Annotated in this window: 13 protein-coding genes and 2 pseudogenes; 7 read left to right on the top strand and 8 right to left on the bottom strand. The window is 62.4% G+C overall.

Features of this window, described 5'->3' with window-relative positions:
- The 3 genes and pseudogenes from JCM21793_RS27535 to JCM21793_RS29360 form a co-directional block, all read right to left on the bottom strand.
- Nucleotides 1–198 (bottom strand): annotated as a pseudogene (locus JCM21793_RS27535) (phage portal protein); the annotation flags it as partial.
- 31 nt (nt 199–229) lie between these two features.
- Nucleotides 230–1,495 carry a DNA-packaging protein gene (locus JCM21793_RS21040; RefSeq protein ID WP_036541255.1) on the bottom strand — a complete coding sequence of 422 codons (1,266 nt, stop codon included), beginning with the start codon at nt 1,493–1,495 and terminating at the stop codon, nt 230–232.
- Nucleotides 1,461–1,940, bottom strand: coding sequence for a hypothetical protein (locus JCM21793_RS29360; protein ID WP_025031619.1), 480 nt, complete (start codon nt 1,938–1,940; stop codon nt 1,461–1,463). The genes JCM21793_RS21040 and JCM21793_RS29360 overlap by 35 nt, the downstream gene beginning before the upstream one ends.
- 335 nt (nt 1,941–2,275) lie before the next feature.
- On the opposite strand from JCM21793_RS29360, the pseudogene JCM21793_RS27530 reads away from it, so the two are divergent.
- The 4 genes and pseudogenes from JCM21793_RS27530 (at nt 2,276) to JCM21793_RS21020 (ending at nt 5,620) form a co-directional block, all read left to right on the top strand.
- A pseudogene (locus JCM21793_RS27530) lies at nt 2,276–4,416 on the top strand (transglycosylase domain-containing protein).
- Nucleotides 4,417–4,501: 85 nt separating this feature from the next.
- Nucleotides 4,502–4,921: a hypothetical protein gene (locus JCM21793_RS27525; RefSeq protein ID WP_244439936.1), complete on the top strand. Its 420-nt coding sequence runs from the start codon at nt 4,502–4,504 to the stop codon at nt 4,919–4,921.
- Between the two features lie 5 nt (nt 4,922–4,926).
- Nucleotides 4,927–5,085: a hypothetical protein gene (locus JCM21793_RS30690; RefSeq protein WP_007008423.1), complete on the top strand. Its 159-nt coding sequence runs from the start codon at nt 4,927–4,929 to the stop codon at nt 5,083–5,085.
- Nucleotides 5,078–5,620: a DUF1254 domain-containing protein gene (locus JCM21793_RS21020; protein ID WP_007008422.1), complete on the top strand. Its 543-nt coding sequence runs from the start codon at nt 5,078–5,080 to the stop codon at nt 5,618–5,620. The genes JCM21793_RS30690 and JCM21793_RS21020 overlap by 8 nt, the downstream gene beginning before the upstream one ends.
- Nucleotides 5,621–5,709: 89 nt before the next feature.
- Here the strand turns inward: JCM21793_RS21020 and JCM21793_RS29355 are convergent, their stop codons facing one another.
- Entirely contained in the window at nt 5,710–5,898 is a 189-nt protein-coding gene (locus JCM21793_RS29355; protein WP_143038459.1) for a hypothetical protein, read from the bottom strand.
- Nucleotides 5,899–6,162: 264 nt separating this feature from the next.
- On the opposite strand from JCM21793_RS29355, the gene JCM21793_RS21015 reads away from it, so the two are divergent.
- Nucleotides 6,163–7,077, top strand: coding sequence for a hypothetical protein (locus tag JCM21793_RS21015; protein ID WP_025031618.1), 915 nt, complete (start codon nt 6,163–6,165; stop codon nt 7,075–7,077).
- Here JCM21793_RS21015 and JCM21793_RS21010 read toward each other — a convergent pair.
- The 3 genes from JCM21793_RS21010 to JCM21793_RS27520 are packed head-to-tail and all read right to left on the bottom strand — an operon-like array spanning nt 7,053 to nt 10,085.
- On the bottom strand, nt 7,053–7,400 hold the full coding sequence (locus JCM21793_RS21010; RefSeq protein WP_025031617.1) for a DUF1491 family protein: 348 nt from the start codon (nt 7,398–7,400) through the stop codon (nt 7,053–7,055). The genes JCM21793_RS21015 and JCM21793_RS21010 overlap by 25 nt on opposite strands.
- A 59-nt stretch (nt 7,401–7,459) precedes the next feature.
- Nucleotides 7,460–8,413 (bottom strand): peptidoglycan-binding domain-containing protein, encoded by a 954-nt coding sequence (locus JCM21793_RS21005; protein ID WP_007008419.1) that lies wholly within the window; start codon nt 8,411–8,413, stop codon nt 7,460–7,462.
- Entirely contained in the window at nt 8,388–10,085 is a 1,698-nt protein-coding gene (locus tag JCM21793_RS27520; protein WP_036541240.1) for a sensor histidine kinase, read from the bottom strand. Before JCM21793_RS27520 ends, JCM21793_RS21005 begins: the two co-directional genes overlap by 26 nt.
- Nucleotides 10,086–10,615: 530 nt before the next feature.
- On the opposite strand from JCM21793_RS27520, the gene JCM21793_RS20990 reads away from it, so the two are divergent.
- Entirely contained in the window at nt 10,616–10,987 is a 372-nt protein-coding gene (locus JCM21793_RS20990; RefSeq protein WP_025031616.1) for a DUF5330 domain-containing protein, read from the top strand.
- Between the two features lie 73 nt (nt 10,988–11,060).
- Nucleotides 11,061–11,489: a SufE family protein gene (locus JCM21793_RS20985; RefSeq protein ID WP_007008416.1), complete on the top strand. Its 429-nt coding sequence runs from the start codon at nt 11,061–11,063 to the stop codon at nt 11,487–11,489.
- A gap of 23 nt (nt 11,490–11,512) precedes the next feature.
- On the opposite strand, the gene JCM21793_RS29555 is transcribed toward JCM21793_RS20985, so the two are convergent.
- A partial coding sequence (locus JCM21793_RS29555) for a DUF6456 domain-containing protein (RefSeq protein WP_036541237.1) occupies nt 11,513–11,732 on the bottom strand: 220 nt, incomplete at its 5' end.

Below are 11,732 nucleotides of genomic sequence, written 5' to 3'. Positions count from 1 at the left end.
CGCCACCAGCCGCACGGCGCGATGCGCGATCGGGTTGGCCATAAACCCCTCGCGCGACATCGCGGCATAGTCGCGCCGCGAAAACCGCGCCTCCGCCTCCCGGTGCAGCGCGACGAAACCGCCGGCATGCATCTGTTTGGTTTCAACCGGCGCGCCAGCGCCTCCCGGACGGTTCGCCCAGGGCCAATACCAAGCCATGTGATTTTCCCGATTTGCGTTTTTGTCAGCCTCAGCCGAGTGCGCGCACGCGCGGCTCCCGCCGGTTTGAAAGCATGAGTTCGTTCAAGGCCCAGACCAGCGCATCCACCCGGTCCGGCGAGTGCCCTCCCGAGAGGCCATCGAGGCCGAAATCGCACATTTCGTCCTCAAGCTCCGGAAACCGCGCCGCATGGCGCACCCGCCCCTGCTCATAAAGTGCCGCCACCGGCTCCGCCCGTAGCCACTTGCCCCGCGTTGCCCGCACCGCCTTCACCGGCACGCTCGCGTCCACCGTGGCAATCATCGTCGCCACCATCTCACCGCCCTGGTTCACCTCGGCCACAAGACAATCGGCCTCAAGCCGATGATAGAGCGCCACCGCGCGCGCGGCCCACTCCTGCGGTTTGGCGCCTTTCACCGTCTCATCGCACAGCACAACGCCATGGCCCGTCGCATCGAGCCCCGCCGCCACCAGCCCACAGGCGTCTGACCTGCGGCCCGAGGCAGCCGGCGGATCGACCGCAACGACAATGCGCTTCAGGTCATCCACCCGTTCGGCGCAAGCTGCCGCCTCCAGCATCGCCCTTGTCCACAGTGCGTCGGGCCGATCCTCGATCAGTTCACCGTCGAGTTCCTGCCGTCCAAGCCGCGTTCCCGCATAGCGCTGACGGATCGCCCGCATGAAGCCCGGAGCCAGATTGTCCCGATTCTCATCCGTGCGCATCCGCGTCACCGTCACATGCGGATCGTCCATCAGCCGGCGGATCAGCGGGATCGGCCTCGGCGTGGTGGTCAGAAGCTGCCTTGGCCGCTCGCCAAGCCGCAAACCGAACTGCAACATATCGAACGTCGCATCCGCCTGTCTCCATTTGGCCAGTTCGTCGCACCAGGCAGCGTCGAATTGCGGACCGCGCAGACTGTCCGGGTCCTCGGCAGAAAAAAGCTGCGCCACCGCGCCATTGTCCCAGACGATCCGCCGCCTGCTCGCCTCGAAGCGCGGTCGCACCCCACGCGAAACCGCCAGCACACCCGACGGCCCCTCCACCATCACCTCGCGTGCGTCGGAGAGCGTCTCGCCGATCAGGGCCACCCGGCCATACCGCGCACCACTGGCAAAGGGCGGAAACCCACGAACCAGCGCATTCACCCATTCCGCACCCAGCCTGGTCTTGCCGGCGCCACGACCGCCCATCACCAGCCAGCTGTCGAAAATCGCTCCAAGCGGATATTGCGCGAGCCGCGCAGCACCCAGCCATTCGCGTTCAATGGCGTGTGCCAGTTCCTGTGCCAGATTCAGCCTTGCCCATCCTTTCTGCAAGCTCTGCAGCAAGGCAGCGGATGCGGTCGTCAATGCGGTCGAGTGCGGCGGCCATTTCTTCATCGCTGGGGGCATGCTTTCCATTCATGTCCTGCTGCTCGATCGCGATTTCGTTCATCTTTTCCACGACCTTGAGCATCGAACCGAGGCCTTCGATCCGCCCCTTGTCGAAAAGATCGCGATGAACCGCATCCTCGATTGCCCGCTGGAGTTGATTGAAGAGCATCCCGATCATGCTTTGCGTCCGCTCGATCGATGGCGGCAGCGCCGGATCGTCTGGCGATCCCCATTCTTCCTCCTGCGCCCGCTTGCGCAAAAGCCGCTCCGAACGACCGCTTGCCAGCGCCAGCAGTTCAAAAGAAGGCGGCGCACCTTCACGAAGCGCACGCACGGCCATCAGATCGGCCGCACCCATCTTGCCCATAGCGTCCATCCATGTCCGAAAACAAAAAAGGCGCGCCCTCGCCAAAGGACCCGCCTCGAAACGCCGCAACTTTGCGACCATGCATGAACCCTACCGACGAACCGTTACGCTGTCAAGAATTTTTTCCTAAATTCTCCTGCACGCATCCCATCCGTTAGCCATTTCGGCGAAATTCCCTTGCGGAAGCGGCGGAAATGCGAAGAAACTCACAGAGCAATCCGCTAGAATGGCCAATACATGCCGGAAAACGATGTGGGGTCGTGTCCGGCTGGCGGTTCCGCAGGACGGATTCGAACGGGTTGGCCGCAAATGGCCGGACGGGAGTTTGGGTGAGAATGCCGAGCGAAAAACGGCAGAGTAAGGCGCCGCGGGCGACCAGATTGCTGGCGCTCGACGCCTGGATCGATTCCACGCTTTACGAAGCGGGCTTCAAGCTCGCCGAATTCTGGGAAAGCGTGACGATCTTCTTCCGCCGCTTCCGTGTCTACGGTGCCAGGCGCGCCGTGGTCGAAATCTTCAGCGAGGGTGCCACGCTGGGAGCTGTCGGGTCGGTCGTGATGCTGGCGCTCGCCATGCCTGCCTTCGAGGAAACCGCGGGCGACTGGCGCGCGCAGGACGATTACGCTGTCACGTTCCTTGATCGCTACGGCAATGAAATCGGCCAGCGCGGCATCATTCAGCGCGATTCCGTGCCTGTCGACGAGCTTCCCGACCACGTGATCAAGCAGTTCTGGCCACGGAAGACCGGCGCTTCTTCAGCCATTTCGGGATCGATTTCATGGGCCTTGCCCGTGCACTCACCGAAAATGTGCGCGCCAATTCCGTTGTTCAGGGCGGCTCGACGCTCACCCAGCAGCTTGCCAAGAACCTGTTTCTCTCCAACGAGCGAACGCTTGAGCGCAAGGTCAAGGAAGCCTTCCTCTCGATCTGGCTGGAGATGAACCTGTCGAAAACCGAAATCCTGCAATACTACCTCGACCGTTCCTATCTCGGCGGTGGGACGTTCGGCATTTCCGCTGCCGCGGACTTCTACTTCGACAAGCCGGTCAAGGATCTCAGCCTCTCTGAAGCGGCGATGATCGCCGGGCTCTTCAAGGCACCCGCCCGCTACGCGCCGCATGTGAACCTTCCGGCCGCGCGTGCACGCGCCAATGAGGTTCTCACCAACATGGTGCAGGCCGGTTTCATGAGCGAGGGGCAGATTCTCTCCGCCCGCCTGCATCCGGCAACGGCCGTCGACCGTGACGGAGCCGATACGCCGGACTACTTCCTCGACTGGGCCTTTGAAGAGGTCAAACGGGTGGTTCCGCGCAGCGCCACCCATTCCCTCGTTGCCCGCACCACGCTTGATCCCAACCTCCAGAAAGCTGCGGAAGAATCGCTCGAATTTCATCTGCGCCAGTACGGCAAGGACTATGACGTTTCCGAAGGCGCCATCGTGCTCATGGACACGGAAGGTGCGGTGCGCGCTGTCGTCGGTGGCCGCGACTATGGCGCGAGCCAGTTCAACCGCGCCACAAAGGCCGAGCGCCAGACCGGTTCGTCCTTCAAACCCTATGTCTATGCGGTGGCAATGGAGAACGGATTCGAGCCGGAAACCGCCATCTCTGACGGCCCGATCTCATGGGGCAGCTGGTCCCCGCGCAATTATGGACGCAGCTATGCCGGGCGCGTCACGCTGACGCGCGCTCTGATCAAGTCCTACAACACCGTTCCCGTACGGCTTGCCCGTGACCATCTGGGCATCGATCCGATCATTTCCCTGATCAAGTCGTTTGGCATCGAATCCCCGCTCAACGGCCACAAGACGATGGTGCTGGGCACGTCAGGCATGACCGCGCTCGATCAGGCAACCGGCTATTCCGTCTTTGCCAATGGCGGTTATGCCGACAGGCGCTTCGGCATTGTCCAGATGATGACCCATTCGGGTAATCTCATCTATGATCATGGCCGCGATGCTCCGCCACCGCGCCGCGTGCTTTCGCAAAAGGCGGCCGCATCCATGAACCAGATGCTCATCCTGGTTCCCGAACAGGGCACCGGCCGGCGCGCGGCCCTGCCGATGACGCGGTCTGCAGGCAAAACCGGCACCACCCAGTCCTACCGCGACGGCTGGTATGTCGGCTACACCGGAAACTATGTTGCATCCGTCTGGCTCGGCAATGACGACTTCCACCCCACAAGGCGCATGACCGGCGGCTCCCTGCCCGCCATGGTCTGGCAGCGCCTGATGGCCTACGCACATCAAAACGTCGAGATCAAACCCCTGCCGGGCATCGAGGGGCCGATGCGCATCGAGACGGACGCGGTAGAGACCGCCAGCGAAGAAGGCGCCGGGGACCGCCAGGAAAGCGAAACGCTTCCGCTGGCACTCTCGGCGCAAACCTCACTCTTCCTGAAGGGACTTTCCAAGGATTTCGAGGCCGCACCGCGCCTGCGCAAGCCCGCCTCCAACGAAACCCTGTCCGCCCTGTAATGCTGCGCAAGGCATACCTCAAAATGCTTGAACCTTCCGTTCGAGTTGAAGTATCCGGAAGTGTCCGTGGCCTGCCGGAACACGTATGCTGAAAACCGTAATCTTCGTGGCCTTCGTATTGCTCATCGCACTTGGCGGCGGTGCCGGCAGCGCGTGGCTGGCGCTCGAATCGACGCGGACAATCGGCTCCGTGGAAATCGGCCCATGGGTCACCTTTCCCAGGCAGGGCACACACGAGGCCGACCCCTATTCCCGGGCGAGAAGCACGCGTCTGGGGCAGCTCAGCCTTGGCCAGGCGGAAGGCATCGTCCTTGTCGCGGGTTCAGACAGCGCCGGGCGCCCTCTCCTGCGCCAGTGCACCTATCAGCTTCAGGGCGATCTCCCGCCCACCCGGTTCTTCACCCTACATGCCACCGGTGAGAACAGGCAGATCCTTTCGGCGCCCGCCCGCTTTTCTTCGGCGCTTCATTCCCGCAGCTCCTATGGCGCCATGGCCAGCCCCTGAAGATCGTGGTTTCGGCCCGCCCCCAGCCTGAAAACTGGCTGGCCGTTGCCGGAACCGGCCCCATGGAACTGGTACTCACCCTGGTGGATACGCCCATATCCACGGGCGCCCGCGTTGGTGAAACGAGCCTGCCCGGCATCACCCGGATGGAGTGCGATGTTTAGGCTCCTTCATGTGCTCCTGCTTGGCCTGTTCGGCGCCGCCGCCGTTCACATCGCCATCCTGTTCCTGCTTCCCACCTATTCAGAACGCGATGTCTGGTCGGCGATGGCCGAGGAAGGTGATCCCTACGCATTCATCCGTCTGGGCGAAGGCAATGGCAACCCACTCCTCGCCGAAACACAAAATCCGTTCTTCGATACGGCAGCGTGCCGCTTTGATCTGGAAAACGGAATGGTCCGCATCACCGCGGACGAACGCGTGCCGTTCTGGTCGTTCTCGGTATACGACCGGGACGGATTCAACGTGTTCAATGCGAACGACCGGAGCGCCACCAACCGGGGACTGGATGCGCTGATAGTGAACGCCGCCCAGTTGCTGGAGTTGCGCAAGGGGGTTCCCGAAACACTCGCAACCTCGCTGATCGCCCAGACGGATATAGGGGAAGGCATGGTTGTGATCCGCGTCTTCGTTCCCGACGGGAGCTGGCGGATCATCGTGGAGCGGTTCTTTGAGGGTCTTCGCTGCGAGACACTGTGAACCTGGCACGCTTTCCAGCCGCCTCCACGGGAGCGCACCGGACAATACCGATGTGCCATCGGCCGCGTTCTTGCGCCAGGGTCCGGACCCTAACCCTTGGTCGAGCGTCGGCGGACATCGTGCGGGCGGTCGTCTCCACCGGTGTCGGGATCACCGTCCGGTCGTCTCTCATAGCGCACGCCGGGAAAAATGATGATCGAAGCGCCGGCAGTCCGTCTTTTGGGTGCAGCCGACGACGATCGTTTCGCTGCCGCTGCAAAGCTCAGTATCGTAGCCATGACATCGCGTCCCTTTCGGTGATGGAGTGGTACGCAACGCCTCCTTCTTCCAGTAAGGCAGCACATGGTTAACGTTTGGTTACCTCCCATCGACAGACAAACCCATCGACCGGGTCAGAACCGGAGAGTCTGAACAGAAGTCTAAAGAACCCGGTTAACAGCTTGCTAAGGGAATGGGTGTAAATCTCATCAATCATCGGCGCTCCAGGTGCAGCACCGGTGAGGTATCTTGTAACCAGTCGCGTTTCGGAGGTTTTGGTCTGCGTGTCGTCCGCTGTATTCAGGCAACTGGCTTCTGGCGGGGAAGCGCAAAGACCCGAGCGGCTGTTTCGCGCCGCGGTGTCCGCGTTCGTGTCGCTCACACGTCCGACACGGCGCGAAATCGCGCAGCTGGATGATCTTGTCCTTCCCCTCTACCCTTTGATATCCGCCGAAACGCGCCGCTACGCGGCCGCGGTCCTTTCAGAATGCAGAACCCCGCCGCAGGGCCTGCTCAAGAAGCTCGTGGACGAACCCGCGGAGATTTCCGCGCCACTTCTGATACGCTCACCGGCCCTGTCGGACGTCGATCTGATCGGTCTTATCGCACGGCATGGAAAGGGCCATGCCCGTGTCATCGGGCGCAGGACGGATCTCAATCCGGCGATTGCGGCGCTCACCCGCGCGCTCACGGCGCAAATTGCCGAGACGGACAGCCAGACGGAAGCCGGCGAAAGTGCCGCTGAAGCGGACGTGCGCAACCGCCTGCGTCTCATCATGCGAGCCGCCAATTCGCAGGCCCCGCTCGGCTGGCAGGGCAACGGCGCTGAACGCCCATCTGCGGGCGATGCCGGGCGGATTCTTCGTGCGGCAGCCCTTTCCGGCGAAAAGAATGCGTTCGAAAAGGCTCTGTCTTCTGTTCTTGGGATTACCCTTCTGGCGGCCCGCGAGATAACCGGTTTTCCAACCTATGGCGAACTCATCATCGCCCTGAAAGCGCTGGAGCTGGATGATGCGGAAGCTTTCCTTCTTTCCGCGGCGGCTTTTCCCGGACTGTTTTCGCAGCGCAGCGCCATCGGCTTCTTTCTAGAGCGCTACATGGCTCTGTCTCCAGACGCCGCGCGTCAGACGCTGAACGACTGGCAGACAGGTGCCAACTGCCCTGGGCACGCTGGTCAGCCGGCCGCAATCTCGAAATAGCGTTCCGCCTCGTCCAGATCCGTCAATTCGATCTCGACCAGCCAAAAGTCGGGATCGAACCTGCGCTCGCGCTCAAGGCGCCTGTTGATGGCTTCCTCATCGTCCCGCGCAATCAATGCAAAGCGCCGCTCATTGGGCCGGGCCTCGTCATAGACCGCCTGCGCCGCAGGACCATAAAGCGCCTGCTGGCCTAGACGATTGCGCAACAGAATGTAGACGGTTCCGGCCTCGCGCGCGCCCTTTTGCAGAACCGTCGCAAACCCGCCTTCCGCGAAGAGCCTCTTTGTCAGGGCTGAAACCCAGAATTCGCTGGTCAGACGCACGCGCAGCGCCTCCTTGGTTCCTGCGGAAAAATGATCTGCCGACGACGTCCGCGCTCACCTCAGTTGGTCAGGCCAACTTCGCGCATCTTGGCCAGAAATGCCTCATCCGGTCGCCCGCTGACCGGAAGACCGAAAAGGCTCTGGAACTCGCGGATGGCGGCCTGGGTGCCCTGCCCGAGAACACCATCAACCTCGATCCCGTCATTGCCGAACGCTTTCAGACCGGCCTGCACGCGCATGATGGTCGGGTCGGCTTCATCCGTATCAAGTGACGCCGTCTGAACACGCGGCTGCGGAACCTCCGCCGCCGGCACCGGCACCTGCGCAGCTTCCCGCTCCACGCTCACCGGGGTTGCCGCCGGGCGTTGATAGGCCGGTCGCGGCGTCGGCGTCGGCAGCACCTGCGGCATGGAAGGCGCTGCAGACGCGGGCGGCGTGTGGCTGACAGGCTGTACCGCCGCGAGACCGAGCTGACGCAGCAGCGCCTCATCGACCATCGGCGACGGATCCAGATCCACGATACGGCGATAATTGCCAATTGCCGTGCGGGTTGCAGGCCCTTCAAGGCCATCAATCGTGCCGCGGTATAATCCCAGCTCCTGCAGCACTGTCTGCACCTGGCGTATGGTCGGATCGCCTCCCGCCACCTCGTCTGGACGCTCGACCGGGATCGCGCCGGTCGTATCCTGATCGGGCGCCACATCACGTGGTGCCTGGCGGGGTGTTTCGGTGATCACCGCCGGCACCGCTGGCACGGCGGGCCGCCCAGATGCCGGCCCGCTCCGGGGATCCGTGAAGGCGGGCGTGCGCGTCGAAATCAGCGCGCCCGAGTGGAAATGCGGCTGGTACCAGAGCGCGTTTGCCGAAACGAAGGAGAAGGCGACGGCAAAGGCCGTCGCGCCACCGACTGCCACCGGATTGCGCACGATTGCCATTCCGACGCCGGCAAGCCCGGCGCGGAGCAGAGTTCCAAACGTGACCTCCGGTTCAGGCCGTCTTGCGGTATTCTTCATGACTCCACTCATCGTCAGATACCGGTTTGCCACCCCGGCCATTCTCGTCCTTTTCCGCGCCAACACCAACCGGCAGCGAAATGCTTACGCGCGTGCCTTCGCCGGGCGCGCTGTCGATCGTCATGCCACCGCCCTGCAGGCTCACAAGCCCCTTCACGAGCGCGAGGCCAAGGCCCGTTCCTTCAACGTGCCTTGTCTCGTCATTTCGCACCTGGGCGAACGGCTCGCCGATGCGCTCCAGATCATCGGCCGCGATGCCGACACCGTTGTCGGTGACGCTGAAATCCAGGCGATTGCCGAACCGTTCGGCTGTGACCTGGACGCGGCCATGGGCGTGCGAGAATTTCACGGCGTTCGACAGAAGATTTATCAAGACCTGCTGCACGGCACGCCGGTCGCAATAGACGACGCCGACATTCTCCGCAACAGCCACATCGACATCAACGGAACGGGCAGCCGCATCTGCCATGGCAAACGCCACGCTTGCGTCCACCGCTTCCGAAAAGCTGAACGCTTCCGGGTGCAGCGTATAGGTGCCTGCCTCCAGTTTGGAGATTTCCAGCGTCGAGTTCACGACCGAAAGCAGATGCTCACCGGCCTCATGAATGAGCCGCACATATTCGCGCTGCCGGTCATTGGAAAAGCGCCCGAATATCTCCGTCTGAAGCGTGTCGGAGAATCCGAGGATCGCGTTCAGCGGCGTGCGCAGTTCATGACTGACGGCGGCCAGCATGCGCTTGCTCTCAACCTTTGCGACACGCGCCTCTTCCCGCGCCCGCGCTACCTCATGTTCCAATTCTGCCCGATCGCTCTCGTCGCGGATGATGGCGACGATCTGCCCGGCGTCGCCCTCCTTCAGAAGCTCGACACCGAACTGTCTGTATCCGGTAGCACGGAAGGCGTCACCCTCGGCGGGCATGCGCAGGCGGATACTGATCGCGCGCTGGTCGGCACCATCGGTCAATTCCGACACGGCACAGAGATAGGCAACGCGGTCGCCCACATGAATGCGCTCGAAAAAGCCGTTTCCGAGGAGAATGTCGGACCGGACATTCAGGACACGTTCCGCCTGGCACGACGCATCCATCACATCGCCGGTGCCATTAAGGCGCAGCACGAGCGCGTTCATCCGCGCCTCGATGCCTGTCTCTTGTGACGGCGTCTCGAGGCCCTTCTGCTTCGCCCCTGTTGTGCCGAAGCGCAGGGCGAGCGTCGCCGCATAGACAAGTGGGATCAGCCAATGGGCTGCCAGCGGCAGCGATGACTGGAACCCGAAGCCCAATGTCCCGCCGGAGACCGCCAGCACAAGAACCAAGGCACCGGCAGCACAGCCCGTAAGGGCAGCGCGCCGTGTCCGCGCGATCCAGAAACTCTCTGCCGCAAGAACACCGGCCATCGCCGTCATGGGAGAAGCAACCCCGCCCGAAAGCACGATCACGGCGCTGACGGCAGCAAGACCCAGACCAAGCGCCAACCCTTCAATCCACGCCCGCCGCCCGCCGGCAAGCAGACCCGCCGCAGTCAGCCAGCTAACCGCAAATCCCGCGCTGGCGAGCGCCAGCGTCTGGGCGAAACCGACCGTTCCTGCAAGAAGTAGTGCGACCGCTCCCGCGAACAGAAAGGGTGCCGCAAAGAGCACACCCGCCAGCCGCAACTGACGCGAACGCTCCACCCGTGTTCGACACTGGGATGAATCAGCCTTTCGCATGCGGCAGAAAGGGCTGCCGGCCATTCTTGATATGATGCTACTCGTGAACTCAACTCGACGCGCTCTTGCTTTGTCCGTTCGGCGGGTTCTTGTTCCTGCCGAGACTCGCACTGAGCGTTTAAGGAAAGGATAAGCGCAGGCACCGATGGGCGGACGGCAAGCGCAAAAAGGAAGAAATCGGCCCGTCAAACGCGGATGAATGTCGTCATGGTTAACGCGCGCTGAACAAAATGGCCTTAGAAACAGGCGCGCTGAAAACCGTCGAATTCGGCCTTGCCGGAGAAAAAGATCAACCGCGCCAGATCATTAGATGCCCAACAAAGCGTAACCGTCATCCCGCGGGTTTGTGACAGGTTTGCTTCAAAGGCCAACATTTCCGAACTTTTAAAAAGTTTGCCTTCAATTTTAGGAAAAATCTCAAGAGCTCCTTGGCATGGCCATGACAGGATATTTGCCAGGGACGCCCCACGGGGCACGAAACGGGACTGGACGTCATGGGCTTTCTTATTCGCTCGATCTTCTGGCTTTCACTGGTGCTGCTTTTGCTGCCAATCGGCGGAACCGGCAGCGAGGATGGCACGGAAACACCGCAGGTCGGCGCCCTGCAGGCGCTGGGTGCGGCGCGCGAGGCCATCAGCGACATGGTCGGCATCTGTGAACGCAAGCCCGAGGTCTGTGAGACCGGACGTGCCGCCCTTCAAACGATCGGCGCGCGCGCCCGCGAAAGCGCCCGTTTTGCCTACGAGATGCTCGAAGAGCCGGCAGATGGTTCGGCAGAGGGTTCGGCAGGGGCCAGTGCAGGCACAATGGAAGCGCCCCTGACAACCGGAAGCGTTGCCAGGCACCCCGCGGGCCACGATCAATAGATCACTGCCGGCTTTTGGCGGCAATCAAAGGTTTTCCGTGACGAACGGCCGGACAATCACTATATCCGGCTTAATGAGTACCACGATCGACACCATCTACGACGATTTCGCCTTCCTGGACGACTGGGAAGAGCGTTACCGCTATATCATCGACCTCGGCAACGGCCTGGAACCCTATCCCGAAGCCGCGCGCGACGAGGCGCATCGGGTGCGCGGCTGTGTCAGCCAGGTATGGCTGCACACCGAGCGTGGAGACGGCGACGACCCGGTGCTGAGCTTCAGGGGCGATTCAGATGCCCATATCGTACGCGGTCTTGTCGCCATCATGATGCTTCTGTTTTCCGGCAGGCGCGCCAGCGAAATCCTGGCGATCGATGCCGAAAACGTCATGCGCAAACTCGGTCTTGACGAGCACCTCACACCCCAGCGGGCTAACGGGCTGCGGTCGATGGTTCAGCGCATTCGGAACGAAGCCACCGAAGTCGCGCCCGCGGCAGGCTGATTGCCTGCCTGGGGCCAGGACCTTCACGCAAGCTTCGGTCGGTAGTTCTCCACTCCCCAGTGCAGGATGGGCCAAGATTTGTCGCCTCGAGCGCCGGAAGACGGCTCGTAGTGCCGCGCGAGCGCGCCGAGCGCGGTTTTCAGCACCACCTTGGCCGAGCGGACGGGCCAGCCCCTCTCCGTTTCCACCTGCTCAACCCCCTTCAGGAAGCAGCATATGTCGACGAGGATGCCGGCCAGTTCC

Origin of the sequence: Nitratireductor aquibiodomus NL21 = JCM 21793 (assembly GCF_000615975.1) — a bacterium.
Classification (GTDB): Bacteria; Pseudomonadota; Alphaproteobacteria; order Rhizobiales; family Rhizobiaceae; genus Nitratireductor; species Nitratireductor aquibiodomus.
This window is presented reverse-complemented; position numbering and strand designations above follow the sequence as displayed.